Source organism: Caproicibacterium argilliputei (assembly GCF_029211325.2).
Taxonomy (GTDB): Bacteria; Bacillota; Clostridia; order Oscillospirales; family Acutalibacteraceae; genus Caproicibacterium; species Caproicibacterium argilliputei.
Map to the genome: position 1 here is coordinate 1385840 of NZ_CP135996.1, position 21997 is coordinate 1407836.

Genomic DNA, 21997 nt, shown 5'->3' on the forward strand with positions numbered 1-21997 from the left:
AGTCTACTCATCCCATAAAGTCAGGCAGATGCATCCTCTGCCTGACTTTATGGGAATTTTTTTAGACAAAGATTTTTCTGATTCATTCTATTTTCAATTTTGTTACTTATTTGAAACAAACTGTAATCAATTGTAAATACATTTCCCTGTATTATGTGATATAATAAAGAAAATTAAACATTATTTAAAAGGGTGGGCCAAATGGGCTGATTAAATCCGGCAAAGTGCCGGGAGTGTAACTGTGCATTATTGTTTTGAAAAAATCAAGGAGGAACATTAAAATGAAAAAAAGTAAAAAAACAGTATCACTTTCGCTTCTTGTAGCTTGTATTGCCACTCAGCTTGCTTTCCCTGTAAATGTATTTGCAACTCAAATTGCTCCAGATACAGGCACATCCAGTGCAACTGTTCAGACGGAAATTCCAGACAGAATGGAACCCGATACAATCATTCGATACACTTCTCCGACACAATACATAATTGTACAGGGCGGGAGCTGCGATGAAACAGCGCAGAAAGAGCTGAATGCCCTTTTGGCAGAGAAGCAGAAGTACCTTAATGAGCATCAGCAAGAGATTCAAGACGGTTCATTGACGATCATTAAGAGTCCAACGCCTGTTGCGGGAATGGTAGTAAAGTATGACGGTGAGGGGTATCAAAAAGAGATCACACCGGATACAGAGAACCATGCGGTAAACGACAGCAAAGTCTCACTTTCAGCATACCGTGGGCATTATGCAGCAAATGGAAACTATTCGTGGGGAAGTCACTCAAACAGGATGAAGATAACTAGCTCTACTGTGTCAGGCTCCGGTCGATTCACCAATTTCACGGATACGATTGGTGACCACAACAACTACCTAAAAAAAGGTGACGTTGCAACAAAGGGCGCATATGATAATCCGCCAAGTGAGACTGCCGTTACATGCACAGCAAATAGGAAGACCGTTAAAATGTATAAAAACGACAATGGAGGTCTCCCAGATGCGTGCCTTGACATTTGGAAGTATGGCACAGAATATTTTGGTGTAACCTGGCATAGTTATGTGTCTATCGATCATTCTTCGTTCAGCCATCCTAAGGCATAATACGTTTTGATTCAGCATCATGCACAGATTTTTGTGTGCATGATGTTTTTTAAAGGAGAGAAAACCATGAAAAAAGAGAAAGCACTTGCGGTGATGACAACGGTTTTCATATTCATTGGGTTTGTCGGGTGCAGGGACAGCCAGACAGTGAACAGTGCGGTGTCGAAACCGATGTCCGCTGTTTCGACCAACAGTACAAAAGAGAATAGTATTGCCAACAGTCAGCCCGCGAAAGCGGCACAAAACGGATACATTTCCTTTGCAATGACGAGTTATGATGACCCGGATAACAAGGACGGCTCGATGACGATCCACGTTTTCTGTTACGACTTTACAGCGCAGAAAGCGACGGAAGTTACAAAAGTGCCGTATACGTCCCAATACCCGTTAGCGGTATACAGCAAAGAGGATAATTGTGTTTATTATTCTGCGCAAAGCACGGATAAGGGGAATAGAGGTGACCAATTATTTTCCTATAATCTCAGCACCAAGAAAACGGTGGAGTATACGCACGATTTGTCAGCAATTAATGATATTATCCCTTACAAAGATACGATTTATTTGTCAGCGATGAAAAGCAAAACTCATAACGTAGCACCCATCCTCATCAGTAAAACCAGTAAGATAGAAACGGCGGTTCATACAGGTTTTGAAGATCCACATGTTGAAAAAATTGCATATGACCCTTATGCTCACAAGGTATATGCTGCATGTCAGTCTGATAATGCAGAATGGATTTTAATGGATAAATTCAACATGAGTGCCGAAGAAACGAAAAAAAAGAATAATTATATGTATGAACATTCAAATACTCATATTAGCGCTGTGGATTTAGATCGGTCATTGTCAAGTCAGATATTTGCATTAAAAAAAGATCTTATTTATCGAATGGCTGCACATGGAAACCAAATTTACTATGTATCAGGAAAAGATGATATGGAAAGCGCTGCAAGCGAAACCATTCGTCAATATAACATCCAGACAAAGCAGACTACCACTCCTATACGAATTGGGAAAAAGGGAGATACCGCAGATACGATTTGCTACAGCCAAGACGGAAGCAAGGCTTATTTTTTGCGGCAGGACCCGCGTGACCTGGTAGAGTATGACATGAAGACCAAAGAGATAAAAGAATTGTTTTCCTGTGACCCAAACCAAAGCTATATCAACAATTTTATGTTGTTTGCGTAAAACATACCCTTGCAGGTTCGACTGCAATAATCCTGTTTCAATGGCGAAACGTTAGTTTCCTTTTTGGGAGGGCTCTTTCAGCGGTTCAGTTCAGGTTGAACTGCCCCAGTAAAAACGGACATTGCAAAAAAGCCTCCCATCGTAGGATAATTAAACTACGAAGGGAGGCAATTTTTATGAAAAGAAGTTGGACGAATATAAAAGCATTTGAGCCGAAAATTCTGGCGATGAGGGCAGCAGGAAAAACGAGACAAGAAATTGCAGATGAATTAGGATTAAACAAAATTCAGATAAAGAACTGGATTAACCGACACAACAAAGAAGCAGATCGTGAAGAAGCAGGACTTTCGCCAAAGAGACGGGGGCGTAAGCCTGCCGTCACATTGCAAGAATACAAATACGAGAACAAACGGTTAAAAATGGAGAATGATTTGCTGCGGGATTTTCTTCACGCTGTTGGAAGGAAGTGAAAGCTGCCATAAAATATGAAGTAATCTATTGTCGCAGTGAGAAATATCCGGTAAGAATCATGTGCAAATTCTTTGGGGTATCGCGCAGCGGCTACTACGACTATGTAAAGCGCCGTGAATTACTGCCACGTAATACAAAACTTGCTGGACTCATAGCGGAGTGTCAGAAAAGCTGTGGTAAAACTTACGGTTACAGACGAGTTCAAATTTGGTTGGAACGTAAGAAATCTTTGCATTTCAACCCTAAAACGGTTCTCCGCATCATGAATAAATATGGTTTGCTCTCTGAAATACGTCGTCGTAAGAAGTACAAGCAAATGGGACAGCAACTTCACAAATATGAAAACGTGTTGAATCGAAACTTTGTTGCCGACAGACCTAATCAGAAATGGGTAACAGACATCTCATACATACACACGGCCCAAGGTGTTCTATATCTGTCTATGATTCGCGATCTCTTTGACAACAGCATTGTCGCCTACAAGACCGGAACCGAACAGACGGTAAATCTTGTTTTGAATACAATCAAACTTGCTGTGGAAAAAGAAGCGGCCGCCGGGGAGTTGCACCTCCACAGCGACCAAGGGTTTCAATACACCTCACAAGCATATTTCAACCTAACCAAAGAGTACGGCATCACACCATCTATGTCAAGACGTGGTAACTGCTATGACAATGCATTGGCTGAAAATTTCTTTTCCATTCTTAAAACTGAATGTATTTACCGCCATAAGCTTTCCTCTTTTGATGAAGCAAGACAACTGATCGATGAATACATAGATTTCTACAACAATGAGCGCATCGAAACAAAAACGCACCTGACACCACTTGAAAAGCGGCATCAGGTTGCGTAATCTTACAATATTCTACGACAGGGCTTTTTATTCTTTGTCCATTAACTCTGGGGGCAGTTCAACCAAGCTGGGGGGCTTTTTTCATTTCAAAATGTGTTGAAATCATTTGACAGTTTCGCGGAGATTCTTTATAATAAATAAATATACAAAAATTTGAGCAGGGCTTGTTACAAATGGAGGGAATAGGCATGAACAGTGACGCAATTAAAAAAGATGTACCGAAACGCGCGTTGTTTCACGCACTCGGTCTTACAAATGAAGAAATTGACCGACCGCTAATCGGCATCGTCAGTTCTTACAATGAAATCGTTCCGGGTCACATGAACATTGACAAAATTGTACAGGCTGTGAAGACCGGCGTTTCTATGGCGGGTGGCACACCGCTTGTCTTTCCAGCCATTGCGGTATGTGACGGCATCGCCATGGGGCACCGCGGCATGAAGTACAGCCTGGTAACCCGTGAATTGATTGCGGATTCCACCGAAGCCATGACAATTGCGCACGCGCTGGATGCTCTGGTTCTGGTGCCAAACTGCGACAAAAACGTTCCGGGGCTGCTCATGGCTGCCGCCCGGCTGAATGTCCCGGCAATCTTTGTCAGCGGCGGCCCCATGCTTGCCGGTCGGGTGCAGGGAAAGAAAACAAGCTTCTCCAGTGCCAGCGAGGCTGTGGGGCAGTTTGCCGCAGGGAAGATTTCTAAAGAAGTTTTGGATGAATACGAAGCAAACACCTGCCCGACCTGCGGCTCCTGCTCCGGTATGTACACGGCAAACAGCATGAACTGTCTGACCGAAGCACTTGGCATGGGTCTGAAAGGAAACGGAACGGTTCCGGCTGTTTATTCTGCGCGTCTGCAGCTTGCGAAGCACGCCGGTATGCAGATTATGGAGCTGCTGAAGAAAAACATCCGCCCACGGGATATTATGACCATGGCGGCTTTCGAAAATGCGCTGACCGTGGATATGGCGCTTGGCTGCAGCACCAACAGCGCACTGCACCTGCCTGCTATCGCACACGAATGTGGGTTGGAACTGAATCTGGATGTTCTAAACCGTATCAGCGAAAAGACACCAAACCTGTGCCACTTGGCACCGGCCGGTCACACATACATTGAAGACCTGAACGAAGCCGGCGGCGTTTACGCTGTCATGAAGGAACTGGCAGACACCGGCCTGCTGCATACAGACTGTATGACCTGCACGGGCAAATCTGTGGCGGAGAATATTGCTGACAGCATCAACAAGAATCCAGAGGTCATTCGTACCATGGACAATCCGTACAGCAAAACCGGCGGCATTGCGGTTCTGCACGGAAATTTGGCACCGGACGGCTGCGTGGTCAAGCGTAGTGCGGTTGCGCCGAATATGCTTAAACACCGCGGCCCGGCTCATGTCTTTGACAGTGAAGAGGATGCCATGCGGGCAATCCTCGGCGGCGGTATTCAGGCCGGTGAAGTCATTGTCATTCGCTACGAAGGGCCGAAGGGTGGCCCCGGTATGCGCGAAATGCTGAACCCGACCTCCGCCATTATGGGCAGCGGCCTTGGCGAAAGTGTGGCGCTCATTACCGACGGACGCTTCAGCGGCGCAACGCGCGGTGCAGCCATTGGCCATATTTCTCCGGAAGCGGCAGTGGGCGGGCCGATTGCCTTGGTGCAGGATGGCGATATGATTGAGATTGATATTCCCGACCACTCCATCCGTGTGGATTTGACGGACGAGCAGTTGGAACAGCGCCGTGCCGCCTGGACACCGAAAAAGCAGAATGTAACCGGCTACCTTGCCCGCTATGCGGCGCTGGTGACTTCCGGCAGCAAAGGTGCTGTGCTTTCTCTGTAATTGAAAGCAGCTGAAAATCGGCACAGCAGCAAAGAAGGGAAATCGGAATGGCGGATTCAAACATCACCAAAAAGGCCCTTGCAGATGCCATGAAATCGCTTATGAGGGAAAAACCCTTTTCCAAAATCAGCATCAGCGATATTTGTGCACGCTGTTCGATGAACCGGCAGAGTTTTTACTACCATTTTCGGGATAAATACGACTTGGTAAACTGGATTTTCTATACAGAGCTGATTGAGCATCTGTGTGAGCACGCCCCCACCAGCGGCTGGAATCTGCTTCTGGAGGTTTGCAATTATTTCTATGCCAACCGGTCCTTTTATGTGAATGCACTGCAGGTGACCGGTCAAAACTCCTTTACGGACTACTTTGCAGATGTGATGCACGCAATTGTACAGCCGTATTTTGAAGAAATTTTCACGGAAGACGAAGAACATATGGATTTCTATGTTCAACTGTTTATCGATGCCTGCAAAACGGGAATCTGCAGATGGCTGACTGATCAAGCGGATATCACGCCGGAAAAGTTCGTCCGTCTGGTGCACCATGCGGTGGTGTGCGCAGCACACTGCGTGATAACAGATGAGCAAAGCGGAAAAGAATCCGAAGAAAAATGAGAGCACCGTTCTGTCGACAGAAAAATGCCGGCGGAACGGTGCTTTTTACAACATCAAAACGGTTGTGTCAAAATACTGCTCTATAAACGCAGTTTGTTCCCGAATGGTTTCCGGCGTCCAATGGGTGTGAAACGGTACGACAACCCACTTGTCTTCCATATCATTCTTTCGGTGAATCACGGCAATGAGCTCGCCGGTAAAGTATTTTACCGGTTTGGTTACACCGAGAACGTATGCATCCTGCTCTTCGCCGTCTGAGGCGGGGATGCCGGGAATATAGCCATAGTTGACCGGATATCTTGTTTTTGGAAAGTCCGGGTGTGTGCTGCCCAGCAGCCGGTCAATGATCACCGTGACAGGATGCCTGTACGGAAAATGGTTGTCTGTTTTTGCATCCTGCTTGCGTCGACTTGTTGGTTTCATAACGGATACCTCTGCTTGTCCAGAATATTACAAAATCATACACAGAACCTATGTTATGATAATACAAAATACTCGTACTTACAAGCAAAACCAGTTTTATGGTTTGCGAGACTTTGCAGCTTGGAAGAAATGTGGTATACTATGACCATTCTTGTCGACTTTGAAATGGGGTAGGAATACCGATGTCTTTTGACCCGAGCTTCGGCAGCACCGTGTTCCGAAAAGGCGGTGGCCGCGCATGAAACAGACCGGTCTGCGGGTGCGCCAATGGCTTTGCTTTTTTCTTGCTGTTGGCTGTATGGTTTGTATCTATGCTTTTTCCGCACAAAGTGGGAAAGCAAGCGATGCAATCAGTATACCTGTGGCGCATTGGCTGCAGCAAAATCTGCATCTGGCATTTTCTGACACACAGATGAACCACTTCGTCCGTAAGGCAGCACATTTCGGTATTTATTTCTTACTGGCGGCGTTTTTCGGGGGCTGGATTTCCGGCTTTCAGTGGTCCTCTGCGGTATGGGTAACGATCTGTGTCGGCTTCTGTGCGCTTTATGCGGCAGGCGATGAATTTCACCAGTCGTTTTCCACACAGCGGACGCCTTCTCTGCGCGATGTGTTGCTGGATATGGTCGGGGCTTTGCTCGGGGCGCTTTTCACCTTGCTGCTGCTGCATATTTTTTATCATTTTCATGGTAAAAAGGGAGGCGCATCCATGATTTGCCCGAACTGTGGCTTCGACAATCCAACAGATGTAATCTGCTGTGTGAAATGCGGCGAACCGCTGGTTGACAGTCAGGCACTGTTTTCTCCAGACGGCACAAAAATTGATTTGAGTGAGCCGGATATTTACGAACCTTATGAAGATGAGGAAGCTGATGTACCGGAGCATAAGTCCCGTGCACCTTTGGTTATCCTGATTCTTTTCCTCAGTCTGCTGGCGGTGGCTGCCGGATTGTCGCTGGCATGGTATCAAGAAAAAGGGGAGTGGCCATGGCAGCAGTTCCTTACGGGAACCGCTTCGGTGCAGTCCGCAGAAGAAAACTCCTCGTTGCCGCCTTTAAAACCGCAGCGTGTCACGCGCACATATTCTGCGGCAGATTTAGCTTCCGCTGTCCAGGAAAGTGGATTTCAGGCGTTTGCGGTTTCCGAAACGGAAATCAGTGAGATTAAGGTGGACTCCCAAACCTTTGATGACGCTACTTTGGTGCAGTTTACCGTAAAAAAAGCGATGGCGGTTCTGCATATGCAGATTCGTTTTCCGGAAGAAACGTCGGCGTCTTCTGTTGCGTCCACAGCGCAGTCGGCGGCAGTTTCCTCGGCGGCAAAGCAGGAAAAACCAATTGTCACGTCCTGGGGTGTGGACACTTGGAACCTGACCGGCACTTGGAATGATGCAGGCGGCAATACGCTGGTGATCACTTCCTGCAGCGGGGGCAGTATGAACGCTTATTACATTCCTGCAGGCAAAACCGACAGCCGGCAGGTCACCGGCTCCATCTCGGAAACGGGGGATATTTCGCTTCTGAGCAGCAAAGCGCAGATTAACGGTCGATTCTCGCCGAACGGCACGGGTCTGTTGTCTGTTACGTTGGATGGAAGCAAGACGCAGACACAGGAGTTTGTTATGTTGTCTACTGCTTTGGCGAGTATTCCCAGCCCTTCTTCTGCGGCATCAGCAGATTCCTCGGCGGTACCGTCGCAGATCATTCCAACGGCATCAGCCGATTCTGTGACTTCTGATGCCGCGCAGAATCCATAGGACTTTTCATGGAAAGCAGGCGGTACTTGACAGTGCCGCTTTTTGCCGCTATAATACTTAATTAGCTTAACTAAGTATTTGATGTCTGTCGCGGACTGAAAGAAGGGATCATGCATTACACCACTGGAAACCGAGCTGAACGATTTGCTGACGCTGGCTTATCGCTCAGTCGAAGAAATTGAAGAAGATATGCTGAAAAGCAGCCAGGGACTGAATCTTTCCATTTCGGAAATGCACTTGCTGCAGGCGGTGGAAGACACCGGCTCGGACTGCACCATCAGCTCCCTTTCCGCGAACCAGCGGGTCAGTCTGCCCAGTGTGACAGCAGCTGTAAACAAATTGGCGCGAAAGGGTTATGTAGAAAAGGAAAGGTCCCCACAGGATGGGCGGGTTGTGCACGTTACCCTGACACGTGCAGGGCAAAAAGCCACTACTGCGCATCGCTACTTTCATACGCGCATGGTTCGCTCGGTCAGCCATGCGCTAAATGCAGAGGAGCAGGAAGCCATGTTGAAGGGGGTTCGCAAACTCAACCAATTTTTTGCAGACAAATTACATCGGAAAGAGGGAAAGTTTTGAGTTTTACAATACTGGGTACAGGCAGCGCTTTACCGAAACGCACAGTCAGCAATGAGAATTTATCTGAATTTTTGGATACCAGCGATGAATGGATTCGCACGCGCACAGGAATTCATACCCGCCACGTGCTGACCTCGGAAACCGTGACGGAGCTGACCGTACAGGCAGCGCGAAAAGCATTGGAAATGGCAGAAACAGAGCCGCAGCAACTGGACTGCATTATCTGCCCGACGGCAGTCGGAGACTGGATTTCACCCAGCCAGGCCTGCGTGATTCAGAAGGAACTGGGGGCTTCTTGCCCGGCTTTTGATATAAACGCGGCGTGCAGCGGCTTCCTGTACGGACTGGATGCGGCAGACGGATGGTTTGCCAGAAAGAAGGCAAAGCGGATTCTGGTGGTCGCGGTCGAAGGAATCAGCCGACTTTTAAACTGGGAGGATCGCTCTACCTGCGTTTTGTTCGGTGATGGTGCGGGGGCGGTTGTCCTTGGGGAGGGCGATGCCTTAAAATATATTCAGCTGACCGCAGAAGGCTCTATGGCTATCCATGTGCCCGGCCCGATGGGCAGCAGCCCTTATCGGGTGCAGGAAAGGGAAACACCCCCCGGACTGCGTATGGACGGAAAAGAAGTTTACCGCTTCGCGGTGCATGCTATTTGCAGCGGTTTGGAACAGGCAAGCAAAGCAACGGGAATCCCGCTTGCAGAAGTTGACCATTTTCTGCTGCATCAAGCCAATCAGCGGATTTTGGACGCAGCTGCAAAAAAGCTGGAGCTGCCGCATGAAAAAATTCCGACCACCATCGCACAGACCGCCAATACTTCCGCAGCCAGTGTTCCGATTTTACTGGATCAAGAAGTTCGCGCCGGGCATCTGCAGCCGGGAAAAATCCTGATGCTTTGCGCATTCGGCTCTGGTTTAACCAGCGGCACAGCGGTTCTCCGCTGGGAACAGAATTACAAACCAACTGATAGAGACAAAGGAGTTTGATAAAATGAATCATACAGAAATCCTGAAAAAACTCGAGAAAATCTTTCGTGAATATAAAGACGACCTGAAGCCCGGTGAATTGAAGCCGGAAACCACCTTTGAGGAACTGGACTTTGACTCTCTGGATGTGGTCGATTTGATGATGTCCTGTGAAGACGAGTTTGGTGTTCAGATTCCGGAGGACGCACAGTTGACAACGGTTCAGGATCTGCTGAACTTGCTTGAGAAAACGGAGGCGTAAATCATGCTGCATTCTCCAATTTGTGAGCTGCTCGGGATAGAATACCCGGTTTTTCAGGGCGGCATGGCATGGATTGCCGATGCAGATCTCGCCGCAGCGGTCAGCAACGGCGGGGGGCTTGGCATCATTTCCGCCATGAATGCGAACGGAGACTGGCTGCGTGAGCAGATACGGAAAGCAAAATCCCAGACGGACAAACCTTTTGGTGTGAATATCATGCTGATGAGCCCTTTTGCGGATGAAGTCGCCAAAGTAGTGGTGGAGGAAGGTGTCCAAGTGCTGACCACCGGCGCAGGCAATCCGGGAAAATATATGCCTATGTGGCGGGAAGCGGGCATCAAGGTGATTCCAGTTGTGGCGAGTGTTGGCCTTGCTCGCATGATGGAGCGCAGCGGCGCCGCCGCGGTTGTCGCAGAAGGCTGTGAAAGTGGTGGGCACATTGGCGAATCTACCACGATGGCATTGATTCCACAGGTCAGCGATGCAGTTTCTATTCCCGTTATCGCGGCTGGCGGCATTGCAGATGGACGCGGTATGGCGGCAGCTGTTCTATTGGGCGCCTGCGGCGTGCAGATGGGAACCCGCTTCTTGGTTGCAAAAGAGTGTAATGTACATGAAAACTATAAGAAACGTGTTTTAAAAGCCAAGGATATTGATACCATTGTTACCGGTCGGCGTCAGGGCGATGCAACCCGCAGCCTGAAAAACCGCTTCAGCCGGGATTTTGCAAAGGCGGAAATGGAACCAGGAATGACAGTGGAGGAACTGGAAAAGCGCGGTGTCGGTGCTTTGCGTCGCGCTGCACTTGAAGGGGACGAAATCAACGGCTGCTTTCTGGCCGGACAGATTGCCGGATTGGTTAAAAAGGAGCAGCCTGCTGCTGAAATCATCCGCGAGGTCTGCATACAGGCGGAAGATTTGCTGAAAGGAGCGCCGCAATGGGTAAAATAGCTTTTCTGTTTGCCGGTCAAGGCGCGCAGTATGCAGGAATGGGAAAGGCTCTGTATGAAAGCAGTGCTGCTGCCAAACGCGTTTTTGATACGGCGGAAACGCAGCGTGTTGGCACGCTGCGCCAATGCTTTGCGGGCACCAAAGAGGAGCTTCTGCAGACAGCTAACACACAGCCCTGTGTTTTTTGCGTAGATCTCGCTGCGGCCCGTGCTTTGGAAGAAGCCGGCGTTCGTGCCGAAGGCGCCGCGGGCTTTTCTCTCGGTGAGGTTGCCGCGCTGACATTTGCAGGCGCTTTCGCGAGCGATGCCGTCGGCTTTTCTTTGGTCACAGAGCGCGGACGCCTGATGCAAAAGGCAAATGAGGAACACCCGGGCGCTATGGTCGCTGTCTTAAAACTTTCCAATGAGCAAGTTGAGCAAATTTGCGCCGATTTTCCGCATTTATATCCGGTAAATTACAACTGTCCGGGGCAGTTGGTTGTCGCTGGTCTGCGGGAGGAAACCGTACCTTTCTGCAAAGCTGTTTCTGCCGCCGGTGGTCGGGCAAAGCCCTTAGCAGTCGGCGGCGGCTTTCACTCGCCGCTAATGCATGAAGCAGCACTGCCCTTTGAGGCGCTGCTGCAAAAAGCCGAAACCATGCTGCCGAAGATTCCGGTGTATGCGAATGCCACTGCGAAGCCCTATGCAGGAGCTGTGCCGGAACTGCTTGCACGTCAAATGGAAAATCCGGTACGCTGGCAGCAATCCATTGAACAGATGGCAGCAGACGGGTTTGACACATTCATTGAAGTCGGCCCCGGAAAAACGCTCTCCGGTTTGGTAAAGCGTATTGCGCCGCAGGCGAAAATCCTGCGCGTGGAAACGGATGAGGATGTACAGACGGTTGCAGATATGTTAAATTCCTGATACAATAAAGAAATGCAGATTTTACCTGCTGAACAGCCCGACAGTCAAGAATACCATGCACTGCAGAAAGGAAAGTAAAATGGGTATGGAAAAGAAAACAGCGCTGGTCACCGGCGGCAGCCGCGGCATCGGCCGGGCAACGGCACTGGAACTTGCCTCCAGAGGAATGAATGTTGCTGTCGTCTTTGCGGGAAATGCAGAGTCTGCCGCAGAAACCGTGCGGCAGCTGAAAACAATCGGCGCAAAGGCGCAGGCCTATCAATGCGATGTCGCAGATTTGACCGCAGTCAAAACAACGGCGCAGCGCATTTTGGAAGACTTCGGCAGCGTGGACGTTCTGGTAAACAATGCTGGCGTTACGCGGGACAGCTTGCTGCTTTCTGCCAAGGAGGCCGACTGGGATCGGGTGCTGGGTGTCAGCCTAAAAGGCGCTTTTCATATGACGCAGGCGCTGTATCGGCACTTTATGAAAAAGCGTGCCGGACGCATCATCAATGTTTCTTCGATTGTCGGCTTGCACGGCAACGCGGGGCAGGCTGGCTATGCGGCTGCAAAAGCGGGCATTATCGGTTTTACCAAAAGCGTTGCAAAGGAACTGGCAGGGCGCGGTGTTACCTGTAATGCGGTCGCTCCCGGCTTTATACAGTCGGATATGACCAACGCGATGCCAGAAAAAGCACGTGATGCGGCAGTTGCAACGATTCCGATGGGCAGACCCGGCTTGCCGGAAGACGTGGCAAAGGCTGTTGCGTTTCTCGCAGGAGAGGATGCCGCTTATATTACCGGCGTGGTTTTGCGTGTTGACGGCGGATTGGGTATGTAAAGAAAGGAAGAAATAGGATGCACAGAGTAGTTGTTACCGGGATGGGGGCCGTTACCCCCGTCGGCAATACAGTTAAAGATACGTGGACAAACCTGCTGCAGGGCAAAAACGGAATTGGCACCATCACGCGGTTCGATTCTTCCAATCTGCGGGTTCATCTTGCCGGAGAAGTGAAAAATTTTGATCCTCTGCAGTATTTTGAAAAAAGTGAACTCCGGAAAAATGATTTGTTTACGCAGTATGCAGTTGCTGCTTCAGAGCAGGCGGTGCAGGACAGCGGCATTCGAGGCAGAATCGCGCCAGAGCGCCTGGGCGTCTATATGGGCAGCGGCATTGGTGGAATTTCTACTACCTTGGAAAACTACGAAAAACTGCTGCAAAATAAGCACGTTTCTCCCTATATGATTCCGAGTATGATTGTCAATATGGCGGCCGGCATCATTTCCATTCGCTTTCAGGCGAAGGGACCGTGCGTGCCGATCGTGACAGCCTGCACTACCAGCACGCATACCATTGGAGAAGCGTTTCATTGTATTCGCGACGGATACGCGGATGCCGTCATTGCCGGCGGAAGTGAAGCTGCGGTCAATGTGCTGACTGTTTCCGGCTTTTCCAGCTGCAAGGCGCTTAGCACAAACCCAGATCCACAGACAGCCTGCCGTCCGTTTGATAAGAACCGAGACGGTTTTGTGCTGGGCGAGGGCGCCGGCGTTGTGATTCTGGAAGAATACGAGCACGCCAAGGCCCGCGGTGCGAAAATCTACGGGGAAGTACTGGGTTATGCCAATACCAGCGACGCCTATCATATCACGGCACCGTCACCGGACGCAGACGGAATTACGCACTGCATCCGTCTGGCAGTACAGGAGGCCGGTGCAAAAATTGATCGGCACACCTATGTGAACGCACATGGAACCAGCACCGTATTGAACGACAAAACAGAAACTCTTGCCTTTAAGCAAGCGTTCGGTGAGGAAACCGCACGAGAAATTAAAATCAGCAGTACCAAAAGTATGATGGGACATTTACTGGGCGCAACCGGTGCGGTAGAAGCGATCGTTTGCTTGAAGGCACTGGAAACCGGCAGCGTGCCGCCAACCATTGGTCTTACGGAAGCGGATCCTGCGTGTGATTTGAATTATACGTCGGGAAAGGCCGTACACATGGATGTTCGGACTGCTGTTTCCACAAATATGGGCTTTGGCGGTCATAACGGTTGCATTGTTTTCGGAAAAGCAGAGGAGGCATAAAAAGCATGGATCTGCAGGCGGTGAAAGAATTAGCACAGCTTATGGAGGAAAAGGGATTGACCTCTTTGGAAGTGGAAGAAGAGGGGCAGCGCATTTGTTTGAAAAAAGAAGTGCAGGCTTCCGTTCAGATGGTTCCGGCGCTTTCTACACTGCCGGAAGTTGCGCCGGCTGTTCCTGCGGTTGCGGAGAAAAACGGTGTGGTTGACTTTAATGCTATTACAGAAGTGAAATCCCCGATGGTCGGCACAGTTTATATTGCTCCGTCACCGGGAACGGAGCCGTTTGTGCAGGTTGGTGATAAGGTCAAAAAAGGGCAAGTTCTCTGTGTCATTGAAGCCATGAAACTCATGAATGAATTTCCATCGCCGCAGGACGGAGAAGTTGTGGACATCTGCATAGAAGATGGGCAGTTAATTGAATATGGGCAGTGCCTTTTCAAAATTTACTGACAAGGAGTTTTCCTTTCCAAAGCGCAAGAGAAAACTGACTCGTCAAGCAAATTACTTGCCAGCTATTCATAAAGGAGACAAATGCATTTGAACAGAGAAGATTTAAAAAAGATTCTCCCGCACAGAGAGCCGATGTTGCTGATTGATGAGGCCGACCTGCTTCCGGACGGCTCCGCAGAAGGACGCTACACAGTGCGCGGCGATGAGTGGTTTTTAAAAGGGCATTTTCCTGGGAACCCAACTGTTCCAGGTGTTATTCTGTGTGAAATGATGGGGCAGGCCTGCTGTGTGATGATTGCAGACAAACTCAAAGGGAAAACACCGTACTTTACCGGAATCGACCGGGTTAAGTTCCATCACCCGGTCAAACCGGGTGATATTCTGCAGATCACCTGTCAGATTTCCCGTGTCTTTAAAGACTTTTACTTTACAAAATGCAAGGGGAGTGTCGACGGAAAAACCGCGGTTGTGGGTGAACTCAGCTTTGCGGTGGTTGGCTGAATATCCCCCAAAAGAGGTGGAACCATTTTGTTTTCTAAAATCCTGATTGCAAACCGCGGCGAAATCGCAGTGCGGATCATACGCGCCTGCAAGGAAATGGGCATTGCAACCGTGGCCGTTTTCAGTGAAGCGGACAGAGATGCGCTGCACGTCAGCCTTGCGGATGAAAGTGTTTGCATCGGTCCGGCGCGTGTGCAGGACAGTTACTTAAATATGCCGGCAATTCTTTCCGCTGCTGTCAAAAGCGGAGCGCAGGCGATTCATCCCGGTTACGGTCTGCTGAGTGAAAACGCCAGATTTGCCCATCTTTGTGAGGAGTGCCATATCCATTTTATTGGCCCGGATGCACAGCTGATTTCTAAACTGGGCGATAAAGACGAAGCCAAACGCACCATGCGTGCGGCGGGAGTTCCGGTAGTGCCCGGCAGCGATTTGGCGCTGGATGAAGCTGCAGCGCTCACTGCCGCAAAAGAAATCGGCTTTCCGCTGTTAGTTAAGGCACGCGCAGGCGGTGGCGGGCGTGGAATCCGCCTGGTGCAAAACGAGGACGAACTGCTTCCCGCCTTTCAGGCATCCTCTCAGGAGGCCGCCAGTGCCTTTGGTGACGGTGCCTGTTACCTTGAAAAATATCTGGATCCGGTTAAGCACATTGAAATGCAGATTTTGTGCGATAATTATGACCATGTGATTTGTCTGGGCGAGCGGGAATGCTCTGTGCAGCGCAAGCATCAAAAGCTGCTGGAAGAAAGCCCTGCTGTCTGCGTAACACCGGAACTGCGTGCCGAAATGGTCGAAGCGGCACGGCGGGCGGCACAGGCAGTTCATTACCGCAGCTTGGGCACCATTGAATTTCTAGTGGATACGGATCTGCATTTTTACTTTATGGAAATGAATACGCGGCTGCAGGTGGAGCATCCGGTTACGGAAATGGTTACCGGATTAGATTTGGTCAAGTGGCAGATTCGGGCGGCGGCGGGTACCGCACTGCCTTTTCAACAGGAAGACATCCAACTTTCCGGACACGCCATCGAGTGCCGAATCAATGCAGAAGACCCGGAAAACGGTTTTACGCCGAGTTGCGGAAAAATCAGTCTTTTGCACATACCGGGCGGGCCATGGGTGCGCTTTGACACAGCGCTTTATCAGGAGTATTCGGTACCGCCATTTTATGATTCCCTGCTTGGCAAGCTGATTGTGTACGCGCCAACGCGTGGGGAAGCCATTCGCAAGATGCAGGCGGCACTGGCAGAACTCGTGATTGAAGGGGTGAATCACACTGCAGAGCTGCAGATGGATATCCTGTCCGATCCCAGCTTTCTGGATGGAAGCTACCATACTGATTTCATGGAAAAGAGGGGATCACCGTGCTGAGAAGAGCAAATTTTAAACCGAGCCGCAATGCTTTGGAAAATATTGACGTCGCTGCAAGCGGTGACTTTGTGGAGCAGCCGCAGGTTCCGGATCAACTCTGTGTCAAGTGCCCGGGCTGTGGGAAAATGATTTTTTCGGATGATGTCAAGAAAAACAGCCATGTCTGTGCGGAGTGTGGGTATCATTTTAAAATTCCTGCCAGAAGCAGACTACTTTCTCTGTGTGATGAAGATTCCTTTACAGAATGGGACACAGCATTATACAGTAAAGATTTTTTGCATTTTCCTGGATATGCTGTAAAGCTAAAAAGCAGTCGTCTTAACAGCCGCGAAAATGAAGCAGTGGTATCCGGCTGCGGTAAAATCGAACAATCGCCTTGCGCACTGTTTGCGATGGACAGCCGTTTTATGATGGGAAGCATGGGCAGCGTTGTGGGGGAAAAAGTTACGCGTGTGTTTGAACGCGCCACAGAACGGCGTTTGCCGGTTATTGGTTTTACACTTTCAGGCGGTGCACGAATGCAGGAAGGAACGGTTTCCCTCATGCAGATGGCAAAGACCAGCGGCGCAGTCAAACGGCACAGTGATGCTGGGCTGCTTTATATTACTGTGCTGACCAATCCGACCACCGGCGGTGTAACCGCCAGTTTTGCCATGGAAGGTGATATTTTGCTTTCGGAGCCGGGTGCATTGATTGCTTTTGCTGGTCCGCGTGTTATTGAGCAGACCATGCGTCAGAAACTGCCGAAAGGATTTCAAAGTGCAGAGTTCCTGCTGGAAAAAGGATTCCTCGATGGTGTTGTACCGCGCACCGAGATGCGAGCGGTGCTGTCACAGCTGCTGAAACTGCACGAACAGGAGGACTGACGGAAGATGGAAGCTTACAAAAAATTGCAGCTTGCGCGAAAATCCGGCAGACCCACCGGGCTGGATTTTATTCACCATACCATTACAGATTTTTTTGAAATGCACGGTGACCGCCGCTTTGCAGATGATCCGGCAATTGTTGCGGGAGTCGGCCGTTTGTGCGGCAAACCCGTCACGGTTGTCGCACAGGAAAAAGGACACACCATGCGGGAACGGACGGTTCGCAACTTTGGCAGTGCACATCCGGAGGGGTACCGGAAAGCACTGCGCCAGATGAAACTAGCAGAAAAGTTCGGTCGACCGGTTTTGTGCTTTGTAGACACATCCGGTGCCTTTTGCGGAACCGGCGCGGAGGAACGCGGGCAGGGGCAGGCGATTGCGGAAAATCTTTCAGAAATGATGACACTGCAGGTGCCAATTCTTTCCGTGTTTATCGGGGAGGGCGGCAGTGGCGGCGCACTGGGACTTGCCGTTGCCAACGAAGTTTGGATGCTGGAAAATGCCGTGTACTCCGTTATCAGCCCGGAGGGTTGCGCCAGCATCCTTTGGAAGGATTCCAGTAAAGTGCGGGAGGCCAGCGACAGCCTGCATATGCGCCCGGAGGATCTTTTGCAGCTTGGACTTATTGAGCGCATTCTGCCGGAAAGTGACTTGGAAGCACTTTGGCACACGCTGCCGGTTGAATTGGACAAAAAATTTGCGGCGCTGAAAAAGCTTTCCGTTCAGGAGCTCTGCGAAGCGCGGTACCAGCGCTTTCGAAAAATGGGGGTGTACGGAGAATGATTGCCATCGTAACCGACAGCACGGCCCCCATCACGCAAAAAGAAGCCGAGCAGTACGGCATCTGCGTGGTTCCGCACAGCTATATGACCAACGGAATTGCGTATTTGGAAAACTATACGGACAAAAACGAAAACTATACGCGCCGGCTTCTGGCAGCAGGGACCAGCGCTTCTACCGGACAAAGTACGGCGGCGGCCTTTGCAACCGCTTTTCGCCAACTGCTGACGCAGGGATATGAGGTGCTGTGTATCGTCATATCCTCCAGGCTCAGCGGTGCCTGGAGCAGTGCAGTGACCGCGGCACGGGAAATTGGCAGTGCAAAGATTGCGGTTGTAGATTCTCATGCGACAGCAGGCGCGCTGTATTTCCAGATTCGTATGGCACGAGAACTGGCGGATTCCGGCTGTCCGCTGAATGAACTGGCGGACCACTGCAAGTCCTTTGACAATATTGCGAAAGTGGCGTTTTCCGTTGAAAACATGGGTGCACTCCGGCGCAGCCGCAGGCTGGGCTTTATTAACCAGTCGGTCAACACCATCCTGAACCGCCGTCCGGTATTCTGTCTGGAGGGGGGAAGCATCGTCAGCAAAAATTTGGCACGCGGCCGCGGCGAGCGGGTACGTATGCTTTCAGCTTTGGTCCCTAAAAATGCCAAACGACTTATGGTGCAGGGCTTTGGAAATGCACCGATTGAAAGCAGTCTGATGCGTATGCTGCAGCGGCAGTTCCCGGAAGTTGAAATTCTGCACAGAGAACTGGGGCCTGTGCTCAGTATCCACATTGGCGCACAGGCACTGGCAGTTTCCTGGTGCTTAGATTGAGGTTTACAAATGAACGAAAAACTGCTATAATCCTACTGAATGCGAACAGCAGCGGATGCGTAAGCATCTTCTGCTGTTTTTGATTGGAGGGAACAGGTTGCAGAAACGGAGCCGGTGCTGGAAGCATCGCCATGGGATATTGAATGTTTTGATTTTGCTTTTTTCTGCGGTGGCAGTGTGTGCTGCTGTGTACTTGGTACAGCAGCTTTGGCTCTATCCTCGCCAGAATACATCAGTCATACGGGAAGCGCAGCAGATTTACAGCAGGCAGTCCGATTCGGCACTTTCTTCCTCCGGTTCTTCTGCGGTACAAAAAGGAACGAATACCTTAGAAAGTCTGCGCGCAAAAAATGCGGACATCGTTGGCTGGGTGCGGTACCCGGGTACGGTTATCAACTATCCGGTTGTTCGAGAAGCTGCCGGATCTTCCGGTTTTTATCTGCACCATAATTATTTGAAAGAAGCCTCCAATCACGGCAGTATTTTTCTGCCAGCAGGCGCCAAACCAGCAGTGGACAGAAGCCTGCTTCTCTATGGGCATAATATGAAAGATGGACAAATGTTTCACAGCCTTGCAAATTTAACTCTCTCGCAGCTGCGGCAAAATCCTGTGGTATATTTTGACACGGGCAGCGGCCTGCAGGCTTACAAAATTTTTGCCTATCTGAAAACCAACACGCAGGCTTCCCAGGGCAATGTTTTTCCATATGCTTCTGTTTCTCCGAAAAGTGGGCAGGAGGTTCTGCAGTTTGCCTATGCACTTGCCATTCGTTCGGTTTATCGTTTTCCGGTCAATGTGCAAGGAACTGACCAGCTTCTTCTGCTTTCGACGTGCTCCTATGAATTTCCGGACTTCCGTACGGTTTTGGCGGCACGTCGGGTTCGTACCGGTGAAACAAGCACGGTCAACGCCGCAGCCATTTCAGCTTCCGGCAAAACTTTGTATCCGGACTGCTGGTATGCGTCGCATGGCGGCACAAAGCCCGTCTGGCCTGTAACGTACACGGAAGCAGAAAAACAAGAGCAGCTGCCATGGCCTGCCAAGGGCTGACACCGCAAAAGGAGGCGGCTTTTCTGGCTGAAACTTTGCAAAAAATGTCGGCGCAGCCGGCTGAAAGGATGAAATCATGCGGTTCAAAAGTTCATTTGCCGTCTGGGTTGCCCGCACAGTCTGCTGGGTGGAAAAGCACTTGCTGCACGCAGGTGCCAGCGCGATGCCCGGCCGAATTGCTTTAAAAATTGATCCGATGCTGATTGCGGCACTGGCGCAGAAACTCAAGCAAGGCTCGATTGTCGTCTGCGGAACCAATGGAAAAACCACAACCAATAATCTTCTCTGCCAAATGATTCAGAACAGCGGCTGCACGGTACTTTGCAACCGTGCAGGGGCCAACATGAATTCCGGAGTTGTCACGGCACTGCTGCCGGGAAAGGAAGCAGACTGGGGTGTGCTGGAGGTGGACGAACTTTCCACTCCGAAAGTGCTGCCATTTCTCAAGCCGAAGTATATGGTGCTGCTGAATATTTTCCGAGATCAGCTTGATCGCTGCGGCGAAATTGATACAGTGATGCAAGCCATTGTCACCGCGTTGGAACAGTCACCGGAGACAGTGCTAATCTACAATGCCGATGATCCGTTCTGTACCTCCATTGCTTCGCATGTAAAGCGAACGATTCCTTTTGGAATTGGGGAAGACCTGCACCTTCCGCAAGACCGCGTGACAGGGGGACGGTTTTGCTTACAGTGCGGTGCGCTGCTGGAATACGCCTATCACCAATACGGCCAGTTGGGGGACTTTCACTGCCCGAAATGTGGGTTTGGCCGGGCACCGCTCGCTTTTGCGGCGACAGCAATCACCTTTGAAAACGGCATTTCGTTCAACGTGGGAAGCGACCGCATCGAAACCCGTTACCGCGGCGTTTATATGGTGTACAACCTGCTTGCGGCTTTTGCGGCGGCGCTAACGGTTGGGTGCAGCGTGGGAACCATACAGAAGACCATTGACCAGTATCACCCGCAGAATGGCCGCCTGCAGGAGTTTCAAGTACAGGGGCAGACAGTTGTGCTGAATCTAGCGAAGAATCCGACAGGCTTTAACCAGAACATGGCGCTGCTTCTGCAGGACCGCGGCCCGAAAGCTGTCTATTTTATCATCAATGACAATGACAACGACGGCAATGACATTTCTTGGCTGTGGGATGTGGACTTTGAACGGCTGGCAGAGGAGCAGGATTTGGTGGTGTATGCCGGTGGTCGGCGTATGAACGACCTGCAGGTGCGGCTGAAGTACGCTGGTATTTCCGCGCAGCTTGTGCAGAACGTTGCACAGGCTGCGTCGCTTGCTGGCGCGCAGCCGCAGGCGCACAAACTTTATGTGCTGACCAATTATTCCGCATTGTTCCCTGCGCAGCGGGAACTGCGTGCCTTGAGCGGACAGGAGTGATTACAAAATGGAACTGTGCATTGCGCATCTCTTTCCGGAACTGCTGAACCTGTACGGCGATGGCGGTAATATCATCTGTATGCAGAAGCGCTGTGAATGGCGTGACATTTCGGTACAGGTGAATCCTGTCCATTGCGGTGACAAAGTGGATTTTACGCATACAGACATCATCTTTGTCGGCGGCGGAACAGACCGTGAACAGAAAATTGTTTGCGGGGAGCTGCTGGCAGCGAAACAGCAGCTTCGTGATTATGTGGAAGCAGGTGGTGTCCTGCTGGCCGTCTGCGGCGGCTATCAGTTGCTGGGACACAATTATCTGCTTGGAAACGAGCTGGTAGAGGGCGTCGGTGTCATTGACCTGAAGACAGAACGTGGGGAAGGTCGGCTGATCGGCAACGTCATGATTGAAAGTGCTATCTGCGAAATGCCGATTGTGGGATATGAAAACCACGGCGGGCGGACATACCTCGGCGATTGTGAGCCGCTTGGAAAAGTGACCTCAGCAGGCGGTTATGGAAACAACGGTCAGGATGGTTATGAGGGAGTTCACTACAAAAATGTGATTGGCACCTATCTGCACGGCCCGCTGCTTCCCAAAAATCCGCAGGTCTGCGATTATCTTCTGAAAACGGCTTTGTCCCGCCGTTATGGCTCGGATTTTGCATTTCCGGAGCTGGACGATACTGTGGAAAACGAAGCAAACCTTTATATGCAGGAACGTCTTCGGGACAATGTCGTCAATAAGATGCAGGTCAGTGCCCGCGGAAAAAGTTAAAATAAAAAGAGC

24 protein-coding genes are annotated in these 21997 nt (G+C 50.3%); 23 read left to right on the forward strand and 1 reads right to left on the reverse strand.

Annotated elements, in window-relative coordinates; all coding sequences use genetic code 11:
• Positions 1–281 precede the first annotated feature (281 nt).
• The 6 genes from PXC00_RS06715 to dhaS all read left to right on the forward strand — a co-directional run bounded on the left by PXC00_RS06715 (position 282) and on the right by dhaS (position 6058).
• Positions 282–1088, forward strand: a complete 807-nt coding sequence (locus tag PXC00_RS06715; protein ID WP_275846032.1) for a hypothetical protein — start codon at positions 282–284, stop codon at positions 1086–1088.
• 66 nt (positions 1089–1154) lie between these two features.
• Entirely contained in the window at positions 1155–2279 is a 1125-nt protein-coding gene (locus PXC00_RS06720; protein ID WP_275846031.1) for a hypothetical protein, read from the forward strand.
• Between the two features lie 176 nt (positions 2280–2455).
• Positions 2456–2749, forward strand: coding sequence for a helix-turn-helix domain-containing protein (locus PXC00_RS06725; protein WP_316935180.1), 294 nt, complete (start codon positions 2456–2458; stop codon positions 2747–2749).
• Positions 2746–3603 carry an IS3 family transposase gene (locus tag PXC00_RS06730; protein WP_316935181.1) on the forward strand — a complete coding sequence of 286 codons (858 nt, stop codon included), beginning with the start codon at positions 2746–2748 and terminating at the stop codon, positions 3601–3603. The genes PXC00_RS06725 and PXC00_RS06730 overlap by 4 nt, the downstream gene beginning before the upstream one ends.
• Positions 3604–3791: 188 nt before the next feature.
• The gene (gene ilvD / locus PXC00_RS06735) at positions 3792–5441 is read left to right on the forward strand and encodes a dihydroxy-acid dehydratase (RefSeq protein WP_275846384.1); all 1650 of its coding nucleotides are present in this window, start codon (positions 3792–3794) and stop codon (positions 5439–5441) included.
• Between the two features lie 47 nt (positions 5442–5488).
• Entirely contained in the window at positions 5489–6058 is a 570-nt protein-coding gene (dhaS, locus tag PXC00_RS06740) for a dihydroxyacetone kinase transcriptional activator DhaS (protein WP_275846382.1), read from the forward strand.
• A gap of 45 nt (positions 6059–6103) precedes the next feature.
• Here the strand turns inward: dhaS and PXC00_RS06745 are convergent, their stop codons facing one another.
• Complete coding sequence (locus PXC00_RS06745) at positions 6104–6481, reverse strand: inorganic diphosphatase (protein WP_316935183.1); 378 nt, start codon at positions 6479–6481, stop codon at positions 6104–6106.
• Positions 6482–6719: 238 nt separating this feature from the next.
• Between PXC00_RS06745 and PXC00_RS06750 the strand changes: the two genes are divergently transcribed.
• From PXC00_RS06750 to PXC00_RS06830, 17 genes are all read left to right on the forward strand, one after another.
• Positions 6720–8237 carry a VanZ family protein gene (locus PXC00_RS06750; RefSeq protein ID WP_275846380.1) on the forward strand — a complete coding sequence of 506 codons (1518 nt, stop codon included), beginning with the start codon at positions 6720–6722 and terminating at the stop codon, positions 8235–8237.
• Between the two features lie 144 nt (positions 8238–8381).
• Entirely contained in the window at positions 8382–8816 is a 435-nt protein-coding gene (locus PXC00_RS06755; protein WP_275846378.1) for a MarR family winged helix-turn-helix transcriptional regulator, read from the forward strand.
• Complete coding sequence (locus PXC00_RS06760) at positions 8813–9805, forward strand: beta-ketoacyl-ACP synthase III (RefSeq protein ID WP_275846375.1); 993 nt, start codon at positions 8813–8815, stop codon at positions 9803–9805. Before PXC00_RS06755 ends, PXC00_RS06760 begins: the two co-directional genes overlap by 4 nt.
• 4 nt (positions 9806–9809) lie before the next feature.
• Positions 9810–10046, forward strand: a complete 237-nt coding sequence (locus tag PXC00_RS06765; RefSeq protein WP_275846373.1) for an acyl carrier protein — start codon at positions 9810–9812, stop codon at positions 10044–10046.
• 3 nt (positions 10047–10049) lie between these two features.
• Positions 10050–10997 (forward strand): enoyl-[acyl-carrier-protein] reductase FabK, encoded by a 948-nt coding sequence (gene fabK / locus PXC00_RS06770; RefSeq protein ID WP_275846371.1) that lies wholly within the window; start codon positions 10050–10052, stop codon positions 10995–10997.
• Positions 10985–11902 carry an ACP S-malonyltransferase gene (locus PXC00_RS06775; protein WP_275846369.1) on the forward strand — a complete coding sequence of 306 codons (918 nt, stop codon included), beginning with the start codon at positions 10985–10987 and terminating at the stop codon, positions 11900–11902. The genes fabK and PXC00_RS06775 overlap by 13 nt, the downstream gene beginning before the upstream one ends.
• A 79-nt stretch (positions 11903–11981) precedes the next feature.
• Complete coding sequence (gene fabG / locus PXC00_RS06780; protein ID WP_275846367.1) at positions 11982–12725, forward strand: 3-oxoacyl-[acyl-carrier-protein] reductase; 744 nt, start codon at positions 11982–11984, stop codon at positions 12723–12725.
• 17 nt (positions 12726–12742) lie between these two features.
• Positions 12743–13975 (forward strand): beta-ketoacyl-ACP synthase II, encoded by a 1233-nt coding sequence (fabF, locus tag PXC00_RS06785; RefSeq protein WP_275846365.1) that lies wholly within the window; start codon positions 12743–12745, stop codon positions 13973–13975.
• A 5-nt stretch (positions 13976–13980) separates the two neighbouring features.
• Positions 13981–14424: an acetyl-CoA carboxylase biotin carboxyl carrier protein gene (accB, locus tag PXC00_RS06790; protein ID WP_275846363.1), complete on the forward strand. Its 444-nt coding sequence runs from the start codon at positions 13981–13983 to the stop codon at positions 14422–14424.
• 87 nt (positions 14425–14511) lie between these two features.
• Complete coding sequence (locus PXC00_RS06795) at positions 14512–14925, forward strand: 3-hydroxyacyl-ACP dehydratase FabZ family protein (RefSeq protein WP_275846361.1); 414 nt, start codon at positions 14512–14514, stop codon at positions 14923–14925.
• A 27-nt stretch (positions 14926–14952) separates the two neighbouring features.
• Positions 14953–16296, forward strand: a complete 1344-nt coding sequence (gene accC / locus PXC00_RS06800) for an acetyl-CoA carboxylase biotin carboxylase subunit (RefSeq protein ID WP_275846359.1) — start codon at positions 14953–14955, stop codon at positions 16294–16296.
• Complete coding sequence (gene accD, locus PXC00_RS06805) at positions 16290–17162, forward strand: acetyl-CoA carboxylase, carboxyltransferase subunit beta (RefSeq protein WP_316935187.1); 873 nt, start codon at positions 16290–16292, stop codon at positions 17160–17162. Before accC ends, accD begins: the two co-directional genes overlap by 7 nt.
• Before the next feature lie 6 nt (positions 17163–17168).
• Positions 17169–17945 carry an acetyl-CoA carboxylase carboxyl transferase subunit alpha gene (gene accA / locus PXC00_RS06810; RefSeq protein ID WP_275846357.1) on the forward strand — a complete coding sequence of 259 codons (777 nt, stop codon included), beginning with the start codon at positions 17169–17171 and terminating at the stop codon, positions 17943–17945.
• Positions 17942–18766: a DegV family protein gene (locus PXC00_RS06815; RefSeq protein ID WP_275846355.1), complete on the forward strand. Its 825-nt coding sequence runs from the start codon at positions 17942–17944 to the stop codon at positions 18764–18766. Before accA ends, PXC00_RS06815 begins: the two co-directional genes overlap by 4 nt.
• Before the next feature lie 97 nt (positions 18767–18863).
• Entirely contained in the window at positions 18864–19817 is a 954-nt protein-coding gene (locus PXC00_RS06820; protein WP_316935188.1) for a class B sortase, read from the forward strand.
• A 76-nt stretch (positions 19818–19893) separates the two neighbouring features.
• A complete protein-coding gene (locus PXC00_RS06825) occupies positions 19894–21210 on the forward strand; it encodes a MurT ligase domain-containing protein (RefSeq protein ID WP_275846351.1) in 1317 nt (438 codons plus the stop codon).
• A 7-nt stretch (positions 21211–21217) separates the two neighbouring features.
• Positions 21218–21985 (forward strand): type 1 glutamine amidotransferase, encoded by a 768-nt coding sequence (locus PXC00_RS06830; protein WP_275846349.1) that lies wholly within the window; start codon positions 21218–21220, stop codon positions 21983–21985.
• Positions 21986–21997: the final 12 nt, after the last annotated feature.